A 21,669-nucleotide genomic window follows, 5' to 3' on the forward strand; every position below is an offset into this window, starting at 1 on the left:
GTGTCACTTTCGCTTTGGCAGCAGTGTCTTGCCCGATTGCAGGATGAGTTACCAGCCACAGAGTTCAGTATGTGGATACGCCCGTTGCAGGCGGAACTGAGCGATAACACGCTGGCTTTGTATGCGCCAAACCGTTTCGTGCTTGATTGGGTAAGGGATAAATACCTTAATAATATTAATGGATTACTCAATAACTTCTGTGGAGCGGATGCCCCGCAACTGCGCTTTGAAGTCGGTACTAAACCCGTCACGCAAACGCTGAAAACGCCGGTGAACAACGTTGTTGCGCCCGCTTACGTGGCTCAGCAAGTGCAACCGCAACGTGCCGCTCCGGCGGCGCGCTCAGGCTGGGATAACGTCCCGGCACCGGCAGAACCTACCTATCGTTCTAACGTCAACGTCAAACACACGTTTGATAACTTCGTTGAAGGTAAATCTAACCAACTGGCGCGCGCGGCGGCACGTCAGGTGGCGGACAATCCTGGCGGTGCCTACAATCCGTTATTCCTTTATGGCGGTACGGGTCTGGGTAAAACCCACCTGTTGCACGCTGTCGGTAACGGTATTATGGCGCGTAAGCCAAACGCGAAAGTGGTGTATATGCACTCCGAACGTTTTGTGCAGGACATGGTTAAGGCCCTGCAAAACAACGCGATCGAAGAGTTTAAACGCTACTACCGTTCCGTGGATGCGCTGCTGATTGACGATATCCAATTCTTCGCGAATAAAGAACGATCGCAGGAAGAGTTTTTCCACACCTTTAACGCCCTGCTGGAAGGCAATCAGCAGATCATCCTGACTTCGGATCGCTATCCGAAAGAGATCAACGGCGTTGAAGATCGTCTGAAATCCCGCTTCGGCTGGGGACTGACTGTTGCGATCGAGCCGCCTGAGCTGGAAACGCGCGTTGCGATCCTGATGAAAAAAGCCGACGAAAACGACATTCGTCTGCCGGGTGAAGTGGCGTTCTTTATTGCCAAGCGTCTACGCTCTAACGTACGTGAGTTGGAAGGCGCGCTGAACCGTGTGATCGCCAACGCTAATTTTACCGGCCGGGCGATTACCATCGATTTCGTGCGCGAAGCGTTGCGCGATCTGCTGGCTTTGCAGGAAAAGCTGGTCACCATCGACAATATTCAGAAGACGGTGGCGGAGTATTACAAAATCAAAATTGCGGATCTGCTTTCTAAGCGTCGATCTCGCTCGGTAGCTCGTCCGCGCCAGATGGCGATGGCGCTGGCAAAAGAGCTCACTAACCACAGTCTGCCGGAAATTGGCGACGCGTTTGGTGGGCGTGACCATACTACCGTGCTTCATGCCTGTCGCAAGATTGAGCAGTTGCGTGAAGAAAGCCATGATATTAAAGAAGATTTCTCCAATTTAATCAGAACATTATCTTCGTGACGCTATGAAATTTACCGTTGAACGTGAACATTTATTAAAACCGCTTCAGCAGGTCAGCGGCCCGCTGGGTGGACGTCCTACACTGCCTATTCTCGGAAATCTGCTGCTGCAGGTTGCTGACGGTGCGCTTTCTCTGACCGGTACCGATCTCGAAATGGAGATGGTGGCGCGCGTGGCGCTGATCCAGCCTCATGAACCTGGTGCGACCACCGTTCCGGCGCGTAAATTCTTCGATATTTGTCGTGGGTTGCCGGAAGGCGCGGAAATTGCCGTTCAACTGGAAGGCGATCGCATGCTGGTGCGTTCTGGCCGCAGCCGTTTCTCGCTGTCTACGCTGCCTGCCGCCGACTTCCCGAATCTGGACGACTGGCAGAGCGAAGTCGAATTCACTCTGCCGCAGGCCACGATGAAGCGCCTGATTGAAGCCACGCAGTTTTCGATGGCGCATCAGGATGTGCGTTACTACTTAAACGGCATGCTGTTTGAAACCGAAGGAGAAGAGCTGCGTACCGTGGCGACCGACGGTCACCGCCTGGCGGTCTGTTCAATGCCTGTCGGTCAGCAGTTACCCAGCCATTCGGTGATCGTTCCGCGTAAAGGCGTGATTGAACTGATGCGTATGCTCGACGGCGGCGACAACCCGCTGCGCGTGCAGATTGGCAGCAACAACATTCGTGCGCACGTGGGTGATTTCATCTTTACCTCCAAGCTGGTTGATGGCCGTTTCCCGGATTATCGCCGCGTATTGCCGAAGAATCCGGACAAACATCTAGAAGCCGGTTGCGATATCCTCAAACAGGCATTTGCTCGTGCGGCGATCCTCTCTAACGAGAAATTCCGCGGCGTGCGTCTGTATGTCAGTGAAAACCAGCTGAAAATCACCGCCAACAACCCGGAGCAGGAAGAAGCGGAAGAAATTCTGGATGTCTCCTATCCTGGTACCGAACTGGAAATCGGTTTTAACGTTAGCTACGTACTGGACGTACTGAACGCGCTGAAGTGCGAGAACGTTCGTATTCTGCTGACCGATTCCGTATCGAGCGTACAGATTGAAGATGCTGCCAGCCAGAGCGCGGCTTATGTTGTTATGCCAATGAGACTGTAATGTCGCTCACCCGTCTGTTGATCCGCGACTTTCGCAATATCGAAAGCGCGGATCTCGCTTTATCCCCTGGCTTTAACTTCCTGGTTGGCGCGAACGGCAGCGGCAAAACCAGCGTGCTGGAAGCCATCTATACGCTCGGCCACGGCCGGGCGTTTCGCAGTTTGCAGATTGGCCGCGTAATTCGCCACGAGCAGGAGTCGTTTGTTTTACACGGGCGTTTGCAGGGGGAAGAGCGTGAGACATCGATTGGCCTGACGAAAGACAAACTGGGCGACAGCAAAGTGCGCATTGACGGCACTGACGGGCACAAGGTCGCGGAACTGGCGCACCTGATGCCAATGCAGCTGATCACGCCAGAGGGGTTTACTTTACTCAATGGCGGCCCCAAATACAGAAGAGCATTCCTTGACTGGGGATGCTTTCACAATGAAGCCGGATTTTTCACCGCCTGGAGCAATCTGAAGCGACTGCTCAAGCAGCGCAACGCGGCCCTGCGCCAGGTGAGTCGTTATGAGCAACTGCGTCCGTGGGATAAAGAACTGATCCCGCTGGCGGAACAAATCAGCACCTGGCGCGCGGAGTACAGCGCCGGTATCGCGCAGGATATGGCGGATACCTGTCAGCAGTTTCTACCCGAGTTTTCTCTCTCCTTCTCATTCCAGCGTGGCTGGGAGAAAGAGACCGATTATGCCGAAGTGCTGGAACGCAGTTTTGAACGCGATCGCATGTTGACCTACACCGCACACGGTCCGCACAAAGCGGATTTTCGCATTCGCGCTGACGGTGCGCCGGTGGAAGACACGTTGTCGCGTGGGCAGCTAAAGCTGCTGATGTGCGCCTTACGTCTGGCGCAAGGGGAGTTCCTCACCCGCGAAAGTGGGCGGCGGTGTCTCTACCTGATAGATGATTTTGCCTCTGAACTTGATGATGCCCGTCGTGGGCTGTTAGCCAGCCGCTTAAAAGCGACGCAATCTCAGGTCTTTGTCAGCGCAATCAGCGCTGAACACGTTCTGGACATGTCGGACAAAAATTCGAAGATGTTCACCGTGGAAAAGGGTAAAATAACGGATTAACCCAAGTTTAAATGAGCGAGAAACGTTGATGTCGAATTCTTATGACTCCTCCAGTATCAAAGTCCTGAAAGGACTGGATGCGGTGCGTAAGCGCCCGGGTATGTATATCGGCGACACGGATGACGGCACCGGTCTGCACCACATGGTATTCGAGGTGGTAGATAACGCTATCGACGAAGCGCTCGCGGGTCACTGTAAAGATATCGTTGTAACGATTCACGCTGACAACTCCGTGTCCGTTACCGATGATGGCCGTGGTATCCCAACCGGTATTCACCCGGAAGAGGGCGTTTCGGCGGCGGAAGTTATCATGACCGTTCTGCACGCAGGCGGTAAATTCGATGATAACTCCTATAAAGTTTCCGGTGGTCTGCACGGCGTAGGTGTGTCCGTAGTAAACGCCCTGTCACAGAAACTGGAGCTGGTGATTCGTCGTGAAGGCAAAGTGCATCAGCAAACTTACGTGCACGGTGTGCCGCAGGCGCCGCTGGCGGTAACCGGCGAAACAGAAGCGACGGGTACTCAGGTACGTTTCTGGCCAAGCCACGAAACCTTTACCAACGTCGTTGAGTTTGAATACGAGATTCTGGCTAAGCGTCTGCGCGAGCTGTCGTTCCTGAACTCCGGCGTCTCTATTCGTCTGCGCGACAAGCGCGATGGTAAAGAAGACCATTTCCACTACGAAGGCGGCATCAAGGCGTTTGTTGAATACCTCAACAAAAACAAAACGCCGATCCACCCGAATATCTTTTACTTCTCCACCGAAAAAGACGGTATCGGCGTTGAAGTTGCGCTGCAGTGGAACGATGGTTTCCAGGAAAACATTTACTGCTTCACCAACAACATTCCGCAGCGTGACGGCGGTACTCACCTTGCAGGCTTCCGTGCGGCGATGACCCGTACCCTGAACGCCTACATGGACAAAGAAGGCTACAGCAAAAAAGCCAAAGTCAGCGCCACCGGTGATGATGCCCGTGAAGGCTTGATTGCCGTTGTTTCCGTGAAAGTACCGGATCCGAAGTTCTCCTCACAGACCAAAGACAAGCTGGTCTCCTCTGAGGTGAAATCGGCGGTAGAACAGCAGATGAACGAACTGCTGAGCGAATACCTGCTGGAAAACCCGTCTGACGCGAAAATTGTCGTTGGCAAAATTATTGATGCTGCACGTGCCCGTGAAGCGGCACGTCGCGCGCGTGAAATGACCCGTCGTAAAGGCGCGCTGGACTTAGCGGGCCTGCCGGGCAAGCTGGCGGACTGTCAGGAACGCGACCCGGCGCTGTCCGAACTGTACCTTGTGGAAGGGGACTCCGCGGGCGGTTCTGCGAAGCAGGGCCGTAACCGTAAAAACCAGGCGATTCTGCCGCTGAAGGGTAAAATCCTCAACGTCGAGAAAGCGCGCTTTGATAAAATGCTCTCTTCTCAGGAAGTGGCAACGCTGATCACCGCGCTCGGCTGTGGCATCGGTCGTGACGAGTACAACCCGGACAAACTGCGTTATCACAGCATCATCATCATGACCGATGCGGACGTCGACGGCTCGCATATTCGTACGCTGCTGTTGACCTTCTTCTATCGTCAGATGCCGGAAATTGTGGAACGCGGCCACGTTTACATTGCACAGCCACCGCTGTACAAAGTGAAAAAAGGCAAGCAGGAACAGTACATTAAAGATGACGAAGCGATGGATCAGTACCAAATTTCTATCGCTCTGGATGGCGCAACGCTACACACTAATGCCAGCGCACCTGCTCTTTCAGGTGAGTCGTTAGAAAAACTGGTTTCTGAATACAACGCGACGCAGAAAATGATTGGCCGTATGGAACGTCGTTTCCCGAAAGCGCTGCTGAAAGAACTGGTTTATCAACCGACGCTGCCGGAAGCTGATTTGGCGAACGAGCAGACCGTTACCCGCTGGGTTAATTCGTTGATTACCGAGCTGAACGAAAAAGAACAGCACGGCAGCCTGTGGAAGTTTGATATCCACCACAACGCAGAGCAGAACCTGTTTGAGCCGATTGTGCGCGTCCGTACTCACGGTGTGGATACCGACTATATTCTGGACCACGAGTTTGTTACCGGTGGCGAATACCGTCGTATTTGTACGCTCGGTGAGAAGCTGCGCGGGCTGATCGAAGACGATGCGTTTATCGAACGTGGCGAGCGCCGCCAGCCGGTTGCCAGCTTTGAGCAGGCGCTGGAATGGCTGCAGAAAGAGTCACGTCGCGGCCTCGCTATCCAGCGTTATAAAGGTCTGGGCGAGATGAACCCGGATCAGCTGTGGGAAACCACCATGGATCCGGAAAGCCGTCGTATGCTGCGCGTTACCGTGAAGGATGCGATTGCCGCCGACCAGCTGTTCACTACGCTGATGGGCGATGCCGTTGAACCGCGTCGCGCGTTTATCGAAGAAAACGCCCTGAAAGCGGCGAACATCGATATCTAACTTGCACCCAGCTCTACAACCGTCCTGCAAAAGGGGAATCTCGATTCCCCTTTCTATCCCCCTTTTCGTAGCTGTTTTTTGAGCGGAATCGCGTTAGCATGAGGACGGACTCATTTAATCCGGGGAACTCATGGCTATCAAACTTATTGCTATCGACATGGATGGCACACTTCTGCTGCCCGATCACACCATTTCACCCGCGGTCAAAACGGCGATTGCCGCAGCGCGCGCGCGTGGCGTAAATGTGGTGCTGACCACGGGGCGCCCGTATGCCGGCGTCCACAGCTATCTGAAAGAATTGCATATGGAAGAACCCGGTGACTACTGCATTACCTACAATGGCGCGCTAGTGCAGAAAGCAGGGGATGGCAGTACTGTCGCGCAAACCGCGTTGAGCTATGATGATTATCGTTATCTGGAGCAGCTCTCCCGGGACGTTGGCTCGCATTTCCACGCTCTCGATCGCAACACCCTGTATACCGCGAACCGTGATATCAGCTACTACACGGTGCATGAATCGTTTGTTGCGACGATTCCGCTGGTGTTCTGTGAAGCCGAGAAAATGGATCCCGCAACCCAGTTCCTGAAAGTGATGATGATTGACGAGCCGGAGATCCTCGATAAAGCTATCTCGCGCATACCTGCGGAAGTAAAAGAGAAGTACACCGTGCTGAAAAGTGCACCGTATTTCCTCGAAATCCTCGATAAACGCGTCAATAAAGGGACTGGCGTGAAATCGCTGGCCGATGCGTTGGGTATAAAAGCTGAAGAGGTGATGGCGATTGGCGATCAGGAAAACGACATCGCGATGATTGAATACGCAGGCGTGGGCGTTGCCATGGACAACGCTATTGGGTCAGTCAAAGAAATCGCCAACTTTGTGACGAAATCTAATCTTGAAGATGGCGTCGCGTATGCCATTGAGAAGTTTGCGCTGAAATAAGATGTTATGGGCAAATGCCTTGGCGCGTTTGCCCTGTTTCAGCAATTAGTTGTGATACTGAGTGGTCACCTTGAGGAATATGCGCCACGCCGCTGCGCATTATCCATTTACGGGAAAACGCCGACGTCAGGGCCCGACTTTTCAGGATTTTGCCAAACAGTTTGAGACGTAACTTGCGGGTGGCATTGCGGTAAGCGTGATTCATATCTGGTGCATCCCGCAACAATACAGATTTGAGCGCCTCCGCGCTGTCCAGCGCATAGCTAATCCCCTCCAGTGAGCTGGCGCTGATAAAACCGGCCGCTTCGCCAATCAAAAATGCGTTGTCCTTGCCACAGACGAAGTCTTTCCAGCGTGAAGGAAACAGCACAGTACATTTTTCACTTTTCACCGGTTTGCCGAACTGAAATTGGAACGCTTCCATCTTCGCTTTCAGCGCGTCAAAGCGCGCCTGGCCGTCCTTCATCGGGTAGGCACCGCCAAAGATAAAATAGCCATCTTTGCTGATACTCCAGGAATAACAGTCGGTTGCGTCGTTATCAAAAATGCAGGAATAGAACGGGACGGGATGCTTTTCCGCAAACCATTGTTGAATAGCAACATATTTACGGATCTGGTGCCGGGGATAGAGATGACGGCGTACCAGTGAGTTCGCGCCGTCGGCTCCCACCAGATAACGCGCGGTGATCTGCTGCTCCCAACCGTCGGCGCGGAAGATGACATGCCATTTATCGCCCTCGCGCCAGATTTTCCGACACAGGCTGTCGTGGTACACCTGTACATCATCAGGAATGAGAGATTTAAGCCATAAATCAAAAGCATGGCGGTTGATATTAATGTAGCTGCGCTGGTAGTTACGCGTCAAAGAGGCTGCAACATCAACTGTTTTAACGCTAAATATCTGTGGGTTAGCGATGACATCAACGGGTAAGGTTATCCCGTCGCGGATAAACGAACGCTGGGCATCCGGGGCCAACAGACCGCCGCAGGGTTTGGTGAAACCTTCGTTGCCGCACTGGTGTTTTTTATCCAACGCGATCACGCGCATTTTCCCACTCAACTGCCGCGCCAGCGCTGCGCCTGCCGGGCCTAACCCGATAATGGCTACGTCAAAATGTTCCATCTTTCTGTCCGCAAAAATGAAGATGGCGATACGCTAAAGCCTGAAAGTGAAGTGCTTGTGAAGTATGATTGCTGAAATCGTCTTGTATCAGGGCATTCCATGAAGCAAATCACCTTTACGCCGCGTAATCATCAGCTTACCAATATTAATACCTGGACACCGGACAGCCAGTGGCTGGTCTTTGATGTGCGCCCTTCCGGTGCCTCTTTTACCGGCGACACAATTGAGCGCGTCAATATTCATACTGGCGAGCTGGAGGTGATTTATCGGGCCATGCAGGGATCGCACGTTGGCGTGGTGACCGTTCATCCAAAGTTGGAAAAATATGTGTTTATTCATGGGCCTGAAAATCCTGATGAAACATGGTATTACGACTTCCATCATCGGCGTGGGGTGATAGCTACGCAGGCAAAAGTGGAGAATCTGGATGCAATGGATATTACCGCCCCATATACGCCGGGCGCGCTGCGTGGCGGTAGTCATGTGCATGTATTTAGCCCGAGCGGCGAGTTTGTCAGTTTCACCTATAACGACCATGTGCTGCATGAGCGCTCACCGGCGCTGGATCTACGCAATGTCGGTGTGGCTGCGCCCTATGGTCCGGTGACGGTCTCCGCGCTGCATCCCCGTGAGTACAGCGGGAGCCATTGGTGCGTGCTGGTAACCCAGACGACACCCACGCCTGAACCGGGTAGCGATGAGATTAACCGCGCCTATGAAGAGGGCTGGGTAGGGGAAAACAGGCTGGCGTTTATCGGTGATACGTTATCAGTCACGGGCGAGAAAGTGCCGGAGTTATTTATTGTTGATTTACCACAGGATGAAAGCGGCTGGAAACAGCCGGGCGACACTCCGCTGGAGGGCACTGAGGCAACAATGCCTGCGCCGCCATTCGGTATTTATCAACGCCGCCTGACGTTTACTCATGCACGCGCCTTTCCCGGTCTGGTAAATCAGCCGCGCCATTGGGTGCGCAGTAATCCAAAGGCATCTGAGATTGCATTTTTAATGCGTGATGACGTCGGCATTGTGCAACTGTGGCTGATTTCCCCACAAGGAGGAGAACCGCGTCAGCTTACCCGCTGCGCCACGGATATTCAGTCAGCATTCAACTGGCATCCGTCAGGGAAATGGCTGGGGTTTGTACTGGATAACAAAATTGCTTGTTGTGATGCTCAGACGGGAGAGGTTGATTTTCTAACGGACCGTCACGGCAACCCACCATCGGGCGATGCGATCATCTTCTCTCCTGATGGTCGACAGGTTGCGTGGATGGAAGACGTCGAGGGTTTCCGCCAGTTGTGGGTGACAGAGACAGGGCGTTAACTTAAGGAGCAGGCATTTCAGCCGGAGGGATAACGGCGTTCGCGGCCTGCGTTCTCTCCTCGCTTTTTTCTACACGGGATCTCACCGAGTTATCTTTGCGAAAGAGATCCCACGGAAGTAATACTGTATCCAGTACTGCGGTAAACGGCATATCCAGAATCGCCAGTGACTTGGTTCCCCAGTTTGTATCACTTTCGCTAATCATTGTGGCGCTGGCGCGCGTGCCAGGATATGTCCCTTCTTTGCCTCCGGTATGCGACATAATGCTGGAACAGCCGCTCACAAACGCCATCCCGCTGCACATTGTCAGTGTTACCAACATTTTTTTTATCATCATTTTTTTCATCTGTATTTATTGTGTTTGCATGGTGAGTTAAAGCGATCCGTTGCGAAAATAACATCACCATTTCGTCACACTGTGGCGGCTATCGCGATTTAACGATAACAACTGCTCACACCAGTGTATGCAATAGACAACAAACTGCAAAAAAAGTCAGATGAATACGCTTGAAAAGTTTGTATTAAGACCCATTTTTAGAGTGTAGACAAATGAAGGGCATGCCTGATGGGTGTCCTGGCTACCTGACCTGTCCATGATGGAAGGTCTATTATTCTCGCTGATTTCAGGAGCTATTGATTATGCGTAACTTTGATTTATCCCCACTGTACCGTTCTGCTATTGGTTTTGATCGCCTGTTTAACCTGCTGGAAAACAATCAGGGCCAGAGCAATGGCGGCTACCCTCCGTATAACGTTGAGCTGGTAGACGAAAACCATTACCGAATTGCGATTGCCGTTGCTGGTTTTGCTGAAAGCGAACTGGAAATTACTGCCCAGGACAATCTGCTGGTGGTGAAAGGCGCCCATGCGGACGATCAAAAAGAACGTACTTACCTGTATCAGGGGATTGCCGAGCGCAACTTCGAACGTAAGTTCCAGTTAGCGGAGAACATTCATGTTCGCGGCGCGAACCTGGTGAATGGTCTGCTGTATATCGATCTCGAACGCGTGATTCCCGAGGCGAATAAGCCGCGCCGCATTGAAATCAACTAATTCTGTGGGCCGCTTCAGGCGGCCCTGCTAAGCAATCGGCTTGCCGTCAGGGAGCCAAAAGGTACTTACTCGCTTCTTAGAAGGAGATTATTATGCGTAACTACGATTTATCCCCACTGCTGCGTCAATGGATCGGTTTTGACAAACTGGCCAATGCCTTGCAAAACACGGGCGAAAGCCAGAGCTTCCCGCCTTATAACATCGAAAAGAGCGATGATAACCACTACCGCATTACCCTTGCGTTAGCCGGTTTCCGCCAGGAAGATCTGGATATTCAACTGGAAGGCACACGCCTGACCGTGAAAGGTACGCCACAGCAGCCGGAAAAAGAGACCAAATGGTTGCATCAGGGGCTGGTCACTCAGCCGTTCAGCCTGAGCTTTACGCTGGCTGAAAATATGGAAGTCTCCGGCGCAAGCTTCACTAACGGCTTGCTGCATATCGATTTGACCCGGAATGAACCTGAAACCATCGCTCCACAACGTATCGCCATCAGCGAACGTCCCGCATTAGACAGTTAAATAGCTCCATGCCTTTGCCCCGCCAGAAATGACGGGGCTTTTTTGTGCGTCAGCCCACATGAAACTATTATCTGGGAGGGCAGGATGCCGGAAGCGCTGCCATTGCCAGAAAAAAGCATTCAGCAATTTCAAATCGACGTGAAGAAAAACAGTAAAGAACGCCCTTCTCAAGCGCTCCTGGGCGCTTTGTAGCATGATAATGTGCGCCACTCTACATTCATGCCTGAACGGTTCAGTCATAATCTTCGTTAAATAAAATGTTATTCACAGGGAACAGGAAAATGAGTGATATAGCATTGACGGTCAGCGTTCTGGCAATGGTGGCAGTTGTCGGATTATGGATCGGCAACATAAAAATACGTGGTGTTGGTTTTGGCATCGGAGGCGTGCTGTTCGGCGGTATTATTGTCGGGCATTTTGTCGATCAGGCAGGGATGACCCTGAGCGGTGACATGCTGCATTTTATTCAGGAATTTGGCCTGATTCTTTTCGTCTACACCATCGGTATTCAGGTGGGGCCGGGCTTTTTTGCGTCACTGCGCGTTTCGGGCCTGCGGCTGAATCTGTTTGCCGTGCTGATTGTTATCATGGGTGGCCTGGTCACCGCGATCCTGCATAAGATTTTTGCCATTCCCCTTCCCGTGGTGCTGGGCATTTTTTCCGGTGCGGTCACCAATACTCCGGCGTTAGGCGCGGGGCAGCAGATTCTGCGCGATCTGGGTACTCCTGTTGATGTGGTGGATCAGATGGGGATGAGCTATGCCATGGCTTATCCTTTTGGTATCTGCGGTATTTTGCTCACTATGTGGCTGATGCGCCTAATTTTTCGCGTTAACGTCGATGCCGAAGCCCATCAGCATGAATCCACGCTGACCAACGGACACGCGCTGATTCAGACGATGAATATCCGTGTGGAAAACCCGAACCTCAACAATATGGCGATTCATGATGTCCCAATCCTGAACAGCGACAAAATTATCTGCTCACGTTTAAAACGTGAAGAAACATTGATGGTGCCGTCGCCGGGGACGATTATCCAGATGGGCGACCTGCTACACCTGGTTGGTCAGCCTGCTGATCTGCACAACGCGCAGGTGGTGATTGGGCAGGAGGTGGACACATCGCTGTCGACGCGAGGCACCGATTTACGCGTTGAGCGCGTGGTGGTGACCAACGAACAGGTGCTGGGGAAACGAATCCGCGACCTGCATTTCAAAGAACGTTACGACGTGGTTATCTCCCGTCTGAACCGTGCGGGGGTTGAGTTGGTAGCCAGCAGCGACGCCAGCCTGCAGTTTGGCGACATCCTCAATCTGGTCGGTCGACCTTCCTCGATTGATGCTGTTGCCAATGTGGTGGGTAACGCCCAGCAAAAACTGCAGCAGGTGCAGATGCTGCCGGTATTTATCGGGATCGGGCTGGGTGTTCTGCTGGGTTCAATCCCGCTATTCATTCCGGGGTTCCCGGTGGCGCTAAAACTGGGGTTGGCCGGTGGGCCGCTGATTATGGCGTTGATCCTGGGGCGTATTGGCAGCATTGGTAAGCTGTATTGGTTTATGCCCCCCAGCGCTAACCTGGCGCTGCGAGAGTTGGGTATCGTGCTGTTTCTCGCAGTGGTTGGTCTGAAGTCAGGCGGTGATTTTGTTCATACCCTGACGCAGGGGGATGGCCTGAGCTGGGTGGGCTACGGTATTTTCATCACCGCGATTCCGCTGATTACCGTGGGGCTGCTGGCGAGGATTTTCGTCAAAATGAACTACCTCACGCTGTGCGGCATGCTGGCTGGCTCAATGACCGATCCGCCTGCACTGGCATTTGCTAACAACCTGCATGCCACCAGCGGGGCGGCGGCGCTGTCGTATGCGACCGTTTATCCGCTGGTGATGTTCCTGCGAATTATCACGCCGCAACTGCTGGCGGTGATTTTCTGGGGGATGGGTTAAAGAGCGAGTATCCGGCCTGCATCACCTGTAGGCCGGGTAAGATGAACGTCGCCATCTGGCATGCAAACTAAACCGGTGAAACGTTGCCGAGAAAGGAGAAGATCAGAATAAGCAGGATGATGGCGCAGATAATTCCAATACCAAAAAGCAGGGCGTGAAAGGCGAGCGTTCCGCCACCAAAGCACATCGCACCACAAATACCCCAACGATTTTCTTTGCGCATGCCGCCAATAAATGCACATACCAGCGCGATGACGGCAAGAGCAATGCCGCTGTTATCCAGTATCTTATCGATATCTGTTGCTGGTTTTTCCACTGCGGCAGACGCTTGTTCGCCTTTCAGTCCAGCAAGAATACCTTTTTTAACGGCAGATACCTTCTCTAATACCACGCTTTCAAGCGTAGGAGGTGGGGCGGAAAAAGGGCCGAAAGAAAAATGAAAAATGCCAAGGATCAACGCAATGGCGCCAAAAAGCATTCCCAATGAGCTACATTTGTTTTGCGATAATATGTCCATCAGACCTCCTTGTGCTGGATGGCATAAAGAGTATCAGCAATACCATGTTCGCAATTCTGAAAGTGAGCAGCGTTGCAGCTGAACTGTGAAAGTAAAAAGGAGTCCTGATGAAAATTTCCCGCCTTGGAGAAGCCCCGGATTACCGCTTCTCACTGGCAAATGAGCGTACCTTTCTGGCGTGGATCCGTACCGCGCTGGGGTTTCTGGCGGCGGGGGTTGGTCTCGACCAACTGGCTCCGGATTTTGCCACGCCGGTAATTCGTGAGCTTTTGGCGCTGTTGCTGTGCCTGTTTGCCGGTGGTCTGGCGATTTATGGCTACCTGCGCTGGCTGCGTAATGAGAGGGCGATGCGCCTGAAAGAGGATTTGCCCTATACCCATAGCCTGTTAATCATCAGTCTGATTTTGTTTATTGTCGCGGTGATTGTCATGGGACTGGTACTGTATGCCGGATAGCCGTAAGTCGCGACGTATCGCCGATCCGGGGTTACAACCGGAGCGAACATCGCTGGCCTGGTTTCGTACGCTTCTGGGTTATGGCGCGCTAATGGCGTTGGCGCTGAAGCACAACTGGCATCAGGCGGGCTTCCTGTTTTGGGTTTCAATTGTGGTGCTGGCGATGGTGGCGATCGTTCTGTGGCGCTATACCCGCAGCCGTAATCTGATGGATGTTACGCATAGCGATTTTTCTGAATCTCGCGCGGTGCGTGACAAATTTATGATCTCCCTCGCGGTGTTATCCCTCGCAATACTGTTTGCTGTAACGCATGTCCGCCAACTTATTGCGTTTATCGGGAATTTAGCATGACAGGATGTCAGGTCATGGCCAAACCAGCCAGCTCTCGTTGTAACCTGGATTGTCGTTACTGTTTTTACATCGATAAACCCACTCAACCCGAAATGGATGACGCCACCTTAGAGACGTTTATTCGTCAGCATATCACCGCACAGCCGGGGGCTGACGTGATGTTCGCCTGGCAGGGCGGAGAGCCAACCCTCTGTGGCATCGACTTTTTTCGCCGCGTAGTGACGTTGCAAAAACAGTACGGGGAAGGGAAGAAAATCCATAACGCGTTCCAGACCAACGGGATTTTGCTCAACGACGAATGGTGTCAGTTTTTGCACGATAACGGCTGGCTGGTGGGGATTTCGTTGGATGGCCCCGCCGAGTTGCACGATGCTTATCGTGTTAACCGCAGCGGAAAACCGACTCACCATAAGGTGGTGGACGCCATTGCCAGGCTCCGTAAGCATCAGGTGGAGTTCAATCTGCTGGTAGTGGTTAATTCTCTGAACAGCCAGCAACCTGAGTTGATGTATCGCTACCTTCGCCAGCTTGGCACGCCTTTTTTGCAGTTCATTCCGCTGGTTGAATATGATGAAGACGGCGAGCTTACCGCCGAATCCGTCCCGCCTCAGGCGTGGGGAACCTTCCTGAATTCCGTCTTTGATATCTGGGTCAGAGAGGATATTGGCCGCGTATTCATCCAGTTATTTGATTCAACTCTGGGCGTATGGTGCGGACACCCGGCGCAGATGTGTTCGCTAAGCTCCACCTGCGGACATGCTTTTGCTCTGGAAGCGAATGGCGATTTGTATCAGTGCGATCACTATGTCCACCCAGATTTTCGCCTGGGTAATATTCATCGCACGTCGTTGAGTGAGCTCAACGCCAGCCCGAGGGCAGCGGCGTTTGGTCAGTCCAAGAGAACCACGCTGAGCGCGGAATGCCAGGCGTGTTCGCTATTACGCTTTTGCCATGGTGATTGCCCAAAGCATCGCGACAGCAGTGGAAAGAGTGCGATTTGCGGCGGATACAGCGCTTTCTTCAATCATACCGCGCCGCATATGCGCGTGATGCGTGACCTTCTGAAGCAACATCGCTCACCGATGGAACTGATGGCGATGCTGCGTTAATTTCAGCGGCGTTTAACGTCCTTTGGCCAGATACTGCGCCATTTCGGCTTCCGGCACCATGCCGCCGCCGGTCGCCCACACCAGGTGGGTGGCGTTATTGAGCTGCTCCGCGCTGAAGCCGTGCATTTGCTGATAGTCAGCAGAAGCGCAAACGTGCTGCGGACCGGCCATCCCGGCCAGCGCCGATGGCTCAAGGCGAATGCCTTCTTCCTGCGCCAGCCAGCCCAGCATGTCGTACATAGTCTGATCGTCCAGGGTGTACAGACCGTCGAGCAGACGTTCCATTGCTCGGCCAACAAAGCCGGACGCGCGGCCCACCGCCAGCCCATCAGCCGCTGTCAGGTTATCGATACCAATGTCCTGCACAGAAATCGTATCGTGCAGCCCGGTATAAATCCCCAGCAGCATGCACGGTGAATGGGTAGGTTCTGCGAAGAAGCAGTGCACGTTATCGCCGAATGCCAGCTTCAGGCCAAACGCCACCCCGCCAGGCCCACCGCCGACGCCGCACGGCAGGTAAACAAACAGCGGATGGTCGGCATCCACCACGCGCCCCTGCTGCGCGAACTGCGCCTTCAGACGCTCGCCGGCTACCGCATAACCTAAAAACAACGTGCGGGAATTTTCATCATCGATAAAGAAACAGTTCGGATCGGATTGTGCCGCCTTACGGCCCTGCTCAACCGCCACGCCATAATCTTCTTCATACTCCACGACCGTCACGCCGTGGCTGCGCAGTTTGGCTTTTTTCCATGCGCGAGCGTCGGCAGACATATGAACCGTCACCTTAAAGCCGATACGGGCGCTCATAATGCCGATCGACATCCCAAGGTTGCCAGTGGAGCCTACGGCGATGCTGTACTGACTGAAGAACTGTTTAAACTCAGGCGAAAGCAGAATGCTGTAATCGTCTTGTGTGGTCAGCAGACCGGCTTCCAGCGCCAGTTTTTCCGCGTGGGTTAGCACTTCATAAATACCGCCACGCGCTTTAATTGAGCCGGAAATCGGTAGATGGCTGTCTTTCTTCAGCAGAATTTCGCCGTTGATGTGCTGCCCATACTCTTTTTCCAGCCGCTTTTGCATCGTTGGGATCGCGGCCAGTTCAGATTCGATAATGCCGCCGGTGGCTGCGGTTTCCGGGAATGCCTGCGCCAGATACGGCGCGAAGCGCGTCAGACGAGCGTGGGCATCCTGAACATCGTGCTCTGTCAGGCCAACATACGGTAAACCTTCCGCAAGAGAGGTAGTGCCAGGGTTAAACCAGGTCGTCTCCTTGAGAGCGACCAGATCTTCCACTAAAGGATGCTGGGCGATAAGTGTTTGAATGTTTTCCATAGTCAGTCTCTTTGCGCTTAAATAATAAAGGAAAGCAGGAATGTGCAAACCAGTGCAATAACGGACGCGATAAATGTCGCGGTCGTATAATATTTGAACGTCTCATTTAGGGTGGCGCCGCAGTACTGCTTCACCAGCCAGAAGAGGGAATCGGTGACGATCGTGCAGCCAATCGCGCCGGAACCGATGGCAATGGCGATGATCTCCGGGCTAACGTTGGGGTAGAGCGGCAGCATCGGGGCCACGATTGCCGTCGCACCCATCATCGCCACCGTGGCAGAGCCCACCGCAGCATGCAGGATTAACGCCACCAGCCAAGCCAGCAGAATCGGGTGCATATGCATGTTCGAGAGGATCAGCGCGAGGGTATCCGCCAGTCCGCTGCTCTTGAGGATAGCGTTGAATGCGCCGCCTGCGCCGATAATCAGCAAAATGTTAGCAATGGAGCCAAAACCGTTTTCGGTGTGGGTCAGCAGCGCACCCATGCCAATGTGCTGACGCAGGCCGAGAATGTAATAGGCCACGAAAACGGCAATAAACATCGCGGTGATCGGGTTACCAATAAACTCCAACAGCGTATAAACCGTGCTGCCTTTCGCCATGTTCAGCTCAGCGACGGTTTTTACCAGCATCAGGCCAATCGGCAGCAGTACGGTAAATAGCGTAGCGCCCAACGATGGCAGCGTACTTTCGTCGCGCACCTTGAGGTCGGAAAACTCAGCCGGAACCGGCTTAAACGGCAGACGGTTACCGAGGAATTTCAGATACAGCGGACCGCCGATCAGCGAGGCCATTAAGCCCACCAGTAAGCCGTAGACAATCACGGTGCCAATGTCCGCGCCCAGCTTGTTCGCCACGAACAGGGCGGCTGGATGCGGCGGCACGACGCAGTGTACCGCCATCAGCGCTGTACATAACGGAATCGCCAGCTTCAGTAGCGAGGTATTGGTTTTTTTGGCAATTGAAAAGGCCAGAGGAATCAACAGCACTACGCCGACTTCAACAAACAGTGTGATCCCGCAAATCAGCCCGACCAGTACCATAATGACGTCAGCGGAAAGCCAGCGACAGCGCTGTAGCGTCAGGCCGATACGTTCGGCCGCGCCGGACACTTCCATCATTTTGCCAAGAATGGTCCCAAGACCGATAACCGCGGCGAGGAAGCCCAGCGTACCGCCGATGCCACTCTCAATGGCATTGACCATATCCAGCGGCCCCATACCCATCATCGTACCCACGAAGAAGCTGGCTAACAGCAGCGCCAGAAACGGGTGGAATTTGAACTTCACGATGGTCAAAACGATTAACACGATGCTTATCAGCAGCGTGCTCACAACCCAGATTTGAGAGTGCATAACTCACCTTGCCCTGTGATTAATATAGGGTTATTGGACAAAAATAAGGCATGGTCTGACAAACGATATAAATCCCCTTTCACATGAGCTAGATTGCATCAAGTAGGTGATTTACGTCTAATTACGCTTTGTTTATGCGATATGGTTCACCTTGATTCATCTTTGTGCTGATTTTTGCAGCGAACTTTTTTACACTCCGGCGAATGAATCAGGAGGACAGGAGGTGAACATGGATCCCTTACGCGAGGTCAGAAATCGGCTGCTCAACGGCTGGCAGTTGTCAAAGCTGTATACCTTTGAAGTGGCGGCCCGACATCAGTCGTTTGCGCTGGCGGCAGATGAGCTGTCATTAAGCCCCAGCGCTGTCAGCCATCGCATTAATCAGCTGGAAGATGAGCTGGGTATTCAGCTGTTTGTTCGTTCGCATCGTAAAGTGGAACTCACCCACGAGGGCAAGCGGGTGTTCTGGGCGCTGAAATCATCGCTGGATACGCTGAATCAGGAAATCCTTGATATTAAAAATCAGGAGTTGTCCGGGACCCTTACTGTGTACTCACGGCCTTCTATCGCTCAGTGCTGGCTGGTTCCGGCGCTCGGCGACTTTACCCGTCGCTATCCGTCGATTTCGCTGACCATGCTGACCGGGAACGACAACGTCAATCTGCAGCGTGCCGGGGTCGATCTGGCTATCTATTTTGACGACGCACCCTCCGCGCAGCTCACGCACCACTTCCTGATGGATGAAGAGATCCTGCCGGTATGCAGCCCGGACTACGCTCGCCGCCATGACCTAACCGGTTCGCTGGTGAATTTACCGCACTGTACGTTGCTGCATGACAGACAGGCGTGGAGTAACGACTCCGGGACCGATGAATGGCACAGTTGGGCGCAGCATTTTTCGGTGAATCTGCCGACATCGTCGGGAATTGGTTTCGATCGTTCTGATTTGGCGGTGATTGCGGCGATGAATCATATCGGCGTGGCGATGGGCCGAAAGCGGCTGGTGCAAAAACGCCTCGACAGCGGAGAGCTGGTTGCTCCTTTTGGCGATATGGCGCTGAAATGCCATCAGCACTACTACATCACCACCCTGCCAGGCAGACAGTGGCCGAAAATCGAGGCGTTTATTCGCTGGCTTCAGGAACAGGTTAAATAAGCGGGCCGCGAATATTTTTTACGCTTTCTCGCTACACGCAAAGTGAAAAAGCATGCTAAATACGTGATATCACTCCTGATGATTTGCGTAAGGACGACCGTGTTAAAGCCGATTGTTTCCCTTTTACTGTTAGCCAGCGCCACCGTGTGTGCCGCGCAACCTGTGCTGACCGCGGCGCAGTATGCGCAGCAGCTTGGCGTTGGGATGGACGTAGACTGGGCGCGCACCGATCGGGGTATTCGTGAATTCGATCCGCTGGTGGTGCGGGATTACAAGGCGAAAGGGTTAACCCACGTGCGCATTCGCGTGGCGGGAGAGCCCACGGAGGCGCGGCTTATACATCTGCGCAAGCTGGTGGAAGCCTGCGAGCAGTATGGCGTGATCCCGATAATTGCCTATCAGGCTGACGAATATAAAAAAGATCCCAGTACCGGTAACGAAAAAGAGGTGGTTAACTGGTGGGTGGCGGTGGCGCATTACTTTGGTCAAAGCTCGCCGTTGCTGGGTTTCGACCTGATATACGAACCCTCTGATAAGCTCAACCATAATCAGGTATTGCTCAATCGGGTGTATGACAAAACCATTCGTACTGTCCATGCCATCGACCCGCAGCGGATGATTTTTATCGCGCCGCGACTACGCGCCGCGCCGGAAGATTTGCCTGACCTGAAACTGCCCCCGCAAAGTCAGAATACCGTGCTGGCTCAATGGCATATTTTTCCGTGGGGGCCGCTGAAAAATAATGGTAAATATCCGTGGACCTCAGGCACAGCGGCAGAAAAGGCCGCTATTCGCGCCCGTATCAATACCGCCATTCACTGGCAGCAGAAAACGGGTCATGTCAGTTGGGTGGGAGGCTGGTCGCCAGGAGAAACTATCAGGAACGCGCCTTCTGCCTCGCAAATGGCGTTTGCCCGATTTATGGCGTGCGAACTGAAAAAAGCGAAAATTCCCTATGCTATCAATGCGGATACGCAGTTTTATGATGGCGAGGAAGGCGCCTGGCGTCCGGCGCTGGAGCCGTTACTGACGACGATGATCGCGCCTGAATGCGAAAAGCCCGGCGATAAGCCGGGCCATCATACGCTTAAACCGCCTGCCCCTGATGCGATACGCGTGACGCCAGCGGAAGCCAGCAAACAAAAATCAACAGTCCCATAAGGGTCATCAGCAGGCCCAGACTGGCTTGCCCGGTCTGCGGCAGCATTGCAGAGAACCACGCCAGCACGCCGGAACCAATATTCTGTAATCCCCCAACCAGCGCACCGGCAGTGCCTGCCAGGAATGGGAAAGGCTCCATTGCGCCACTGGTTGCCAGCGGAAACAGCATCCCGGCACCGAAGAAAAATAGTGCGGCGGGAATCAGCAGCGTCCAGACGTTCATCACGTCAAACAGACCCGGGATCCACATCATTAAACCGGCTACCAGACAGCAGATAACCGACTGCCACATCAGCGTCGAGAAACGCTTATTCGGGCGACCGGCGAACCAGGCGCCGAAAAATGCCGCCGGGATGGGCAGAATAAACAGGATACTGACCACCATGCTGCTTAAACCGAGCCTTGCGCCCAACAATACCCCGGAGCAGGCCTCGAAGACCGCAACGCCCGCCAGGCCGCCGATCAGCATCAGCACGTAACAGGTGAAAGAACTGTTACCAAACAGCGTTTTATAGCTGGCGATAAGGCGTGGACGCGGTGCGCCTGCAGGACGCGTTTCCGGCATCCAGCGCGCCATGCTAAACGTGACGCCCGCGCACAGAACCAGCAGGAAGATGTAACAGGCGCGCCAGTTCCACAGGGTATCCAGCATGCCGCCAATCAGCGGGGCCAGCAGCGGACTCACCAGAATTCCCATGTTTAACAAACTATTCGCGTGGCGCAGCTGCGTGCCTTCGTACAGATCGCGCGGTAAGGTTCGCGCCATTACACCGCCGACGCCTGTGCCCATGCCCTGGATTGCACTGGCGATAATCAGTACCGTCAGGCTGTGGGTGGTAATCGCGACCAGCGTGGCCAGCATAAAAATAGACATTCCGGCGAGGATCACCGGACGGCGGCCAACGCGATCGGAAAGTGGGCCGTAAAACAGTTGTGACAGGCCGTAGGTCAGCAGGTAGGCGGCCATTACGCTTTGCACCGCTCCTTCGCGAACGTTCAGTTCACGCGCCATATCAGCAATCGCGGGGATATAAATGGTTTGCGCCATCTGACCTACCGCCACCAGTAATACCAACATCAACAACAAATTGACGCTTCTATGCCTTTTCATTTCGCTGATTACTTTTAAAAAAGAGAAAAAAGAAGAATAAGATGCTGTACTTTCCCGTAAATGCGCGTGGAATCTACCACAACAGAAAAAGAAGGCCAGATAGTGGGCTGGAATGTTTACGCGATGAACGGCAGGAAATGTAAACAAAAAGCGGCAACAAATGTTGCCGGATTGCATCGGCTTT

At 53.4% G+C, this 21,669-nt stretch carries 21 protein-coding genes and 1 other annotated feature; of the genes, 14 read left to right on the plus strand and 7 right to left on the minus strand.

Annotated features, from left to right (window positions below; genetic code table 11):
- The 5 genes from dnaA (at position 1) to yidA (ending at position 6,968) form a co-directional block, all read left to right on the plus strand.
- On the plus strand, positions 1 to 1,404 hold the full coding sequence (dnaA, locus tag HV345_RS00005) for a chromosomal replication initiator protein DnaA (RefSeq protein ID WP_016155069.1): 1,404 nt from the start codon (positions 1 to 3) through the stop codon (positions 1,402 to 1,404).
- 4 nt (positions 1,405 to 1,408) lie between these two features.
- Positions 1,409 to 2,509: a DNA polymerase III subunit beta gene (dnaN, locus tag HV345_RS00010; RefSeq protein ID WP_016155068.1), complete on the plus strand. Its 1,101-nt coding sequence runs from the start codon at positions 1,409 to 1,411 to the stop codon at positions 2,507 to 2,509.
- On the plus strand, positions 2,509 to 3,582 hold the full coding sequence (gene recF, locus HV345_RS00015) for a DNA replication/repair protein RecF (RefSeq protein ID WP_016155067.1): 1,074 nt from the start codon (positions 2,509 to 2,511) through the stop codon (positions 3,580 to 3,582). Before dnaN ends, recF begins: the two co-directional genes overlap by 1 nt.
- Positions 3,583 to 3,610: 28 nt before the next feature.
- Complete coding sequence (gyrB, locus tag HV345_RS00020) at positions 3,611 to 6,025, plus strand: DNA topoisomerase (ATP-hydrolyzing) subunit B (protein ID WP_016157816.1); 2,415 nt, start codon at positions 3,611 to 3,613, stop codon at positions 6,023 to 6,025.
- Positions 6,026 to 6,155: 130 nt separating this feature from the next.
- Positions 6,156 to 6,968 carry a sugar-phosphatase gene (gene yidA, locus HV345_RS00025; protein ID WP_016155065.1) on the plus strand — a complete coding sequence of 271 codons (813 nt, stop codon included), beginning with the start codon at positions 6,156 to 6,158 and terminating at the stop codon, positions 6,966 to 6,968.
- A 4-nt stretch (positions 6,969 to 6,972) separates the two neighbouring features.
- Here yidA and cbrA read toward each other — a convergent pair whose 3' ends face one another.
- Complete coding sequence (gene cbrA / locus HV345_RS00030; protein ID WP_181636122.1) at positions 6,973 to 8,091, minus strand: colicin M resistance lipid reductase CbrA; 1,119 nt, start codon at positions 8,089 to 8,091, stop codon at positions 6,973 to 6,975.
- Positions 8,092 to 8,190: 99 nt separating this feature from the next.
- Between cbrA and HV345_RS00035 the strand changes: the two genes are divergently transcribed.
- Positions 8,191 to 9,417 carry a DUF3748 domain-containing protein gene (locus HV345_RS00035; protein WP_181636123.1) on the plus strand — a complete coding sequence of 409 codons (1,227 nt, stop codon included), beginning with the start codon at positions 8,191 to 8,193 and terminating at the stop codon, positions 9,415 to 9,417.
- 1 nt (position 9,418) lies between these two features.
- Here HV345_RS00035 and HV345_RS00040 read toward each other — a convergent pair whose 3' ends face one another.
- On the minus strand, positions 9,419 to 9,754 hold the full coding sequence (locus HV345_RS00040; protein ID WP_016155062.1) for a YceK/YidQ family lipoprotein: 336 nt from the start codon (positions 9,752 to 9,754) through the stop codon (positions 9,419 to 9,421).
- 236 nt (positions 9,755 to 9,990) lie between these two features.
- Positions 9,991 to 10,063, plus strand: a sequence feature (ROSE (Repression Of Heat Shock gene Expression) occurs in the 5'-region of heat shock genes and acts as an RNA thermometer to modulate expression.).
- On the opposite strand from HV345_RS00040, the gene ibpA reads away from it, so the two are divergent.
- Together ibpA and ibpB are read left to right on the plus strand one after the other, a co-directional pair.
- Positions 10,057 to 10,470, plus strand: a complete 414-nt coding sequence (ibpA, locus tag HV345_RS00045; RefSeq protein ID WP_003023882.1) for a small heat shock chaperone IbpA — start codon at positions 10,057 to 10,059, stop codon at positions 10,468 to 10,470. It overlaps the preceding feature by 7 nt.
- A 92-nt stretch (positions 10,471 to 10,562) precedes the next feature.
- Positions 10,563 to 10,991, plus strand: a complete 429-nt coding sequence (gene ibpB, locus HV345_RS00050) for a small heat shock chaperone IbpB (RefSeq protein WP_003827096.1) — start codon at positions 10,563 to 10,565, stop codon at positions 10,989 to 10,991.
- Here the strand turns inward: ibpB and HV345_RS00055 are convergent.
- Positions 10,980 to 11,201, minus strand: a complete 222-nt coding sequence (locus tag HV345_RS00055; RefSeq protein WP_131380377.1) for a hypothetical protein — start codon at positions 11,199 to 11,201, stop codon at positions 10,980 to 10,982. The two genes, ibpB and HV345_RS00055, sit on opposite strands and share 12 nt — an antisense overlap.
- Positions 11,202 to 11,272: 71 nt before the next feature.
- On the opposite strand from HV345_RS00055, the gene HV345_RS00060 reads away from it, so the two are divergent.
- A complete protein-coding gene (locus HV345_RS00060; protein ID WP_181636124.1) occupies positions 11,273 to 12,934 on the plus strand; it encodes a putative transporter in 1,662 nt (553 codons plus the stop codon).
- 67 nt (positions 12,935 to 13,001) lie between these two features.
- On the opposite strand, the gene HV345_RS00065 is transcribed toward HV345_RS00060, so the two are convergent.
- Entirely contained in the window at positions 13,002 to 13,451 is a 450-nt protein-coding gene (locus HV345_RS00065; protein ID WP_131405456.1) for a hypothetical protein, read from the minus strand.
- A 107-nt stretch (positions 13,452 to 13,558) separates the two neighbouring features.
- On the opposite strand from HV345_RS00065, the gene HV345_RS00070 reads away from it, so the two are divergent.
- Genes HV345_RS00070 through HV345_RS00080 form a run of 3 tightly spaced genes read left to right on the plus strand, consistent with a single transcriptional unit; the run spans position 13,559 to position 15,367 of the window.
- On the plus strand, positions 13,559 to 13,906 hold the full coding sequence (locus tag HV345_RS00070) for a YidH family protein (RefSeq protein ID WP_016157812.1): 348 nt from the start codon (positions 13,559 to 13,561) through the stop codon (positions 13,904 to 13,906).
- A complete protein-coding gene (locus HV345_RS00075; RefSeq protein ID WP_019078012.1) occupies positions 13,896 to 14,258 on the plus strand; it encodes a DUF202 domain-containing protein in 363 nt (120 codons plus the stop codon). Before HV345_RS00070 ends, HV345_RS00075 begins: the two co-directional genes overlap by 11 nt.
- The gene (locus HV345_RS00080; protein WP_181626761.1) at positions 14,255 to 15,367 is read left to right on the plus strand and encodes an anaerobic sulfatase maturase; all 1,113 of its coding nucleotides are present in this window, start codon (positions 14,255 to 14,257) and stop codon (positions 15,365 to 15,367) included. Before HV345_RS00075 ends, HV345_RS00080 begins: the two co-directional genes overlap by 4 nt.
- Before the next feature lie 12 nt (positions 15,368 to 15,379).
- Here HV345_RS00080 and dsdA read toward each other — a convergent pair whose 3' ends face one another.
- A complete protein-coding gene (gene dsdA, locus HV345_RS00085) occupies positions 15,380 to 16,702 on the minus strand; it encodes a D-serine ammonia-lyase (RefSeq protein WP_181636125.1) in 1,323 nt (440 codons plus the stop codon).
- 17 nt (positions 16,703 to 16,719) lie between these two features.
- Complete coding sequence (dsdX, locus tag HV345_RS00090) at positions 16,720 to 18,057, minus strand: D-serine transporter DsdX (RefSeq protein WP_016157809.1); 1,338 nt, start codon at positions 18,055 to 18,057, stop codon at positions 16,720 to 16,722.
- Between the two features lie 229 nt (positions 18,058 to 18,286).
- On the opposite strand from dsdX, the gene dsdC reads away from it, so the two are divergent.
- Positions 18,287 to 19,213 carry a DNA-binding transcriptional regulator DsdC gene (gene dsdC, locus HV345_RS00095; RefSeq protein ID WP_016155054.1) on the plus strand — a complete coding sequence of 309 codons (927 nt, stop codon included), beginning with the start codon at positions 18,287 to 18,289 and terminating at the stop codon, positions 19,211 to 19,213.
- A gap of 78 nt (positions 19,214 to 19,291) precedes the next feature.
- On the plus strand, positions 19,292 to 20,374 hold the full coding sequence (locus tag HV345_RS00100) for a cellulase family glycosylhydrolase (RefSeq protein ID WP_181636126.1): 1,083 nt from the start codon (positions 19,292 to 19,294) through the stop codon (positions 20,372 to 20,374).
- Here the strand turns inward: HV345_RS00100 and emrD are convergent.
- A complete protein-coding gene (gene emrD / locus HV345_RS00105) occupies positions 20,301 to 21,485 on the minus strand; it encodes a multidrug efflux MFS transporter EmrD (RefSeq protein ID WP_046276195.1) in 1,185 nt (394 codons plus the stop codon). The genes HV345_RS00100 and emrD overlap by 74 nt on opposite strands.
- Positions 21,486 to 21,669 lie beyond the last annotated feature (184 nt).

The sequence above is a fragment of the Citrobacter sp. RHBSTW-00986 genome, assembly GCF_013783065.1.
Lineage (GTDB): Bacteria > Pseudomonadota > Gammaproteobacteria > Enterobacterales > Enterobacteriaceae > Citrobacter > Citrobacter braakii.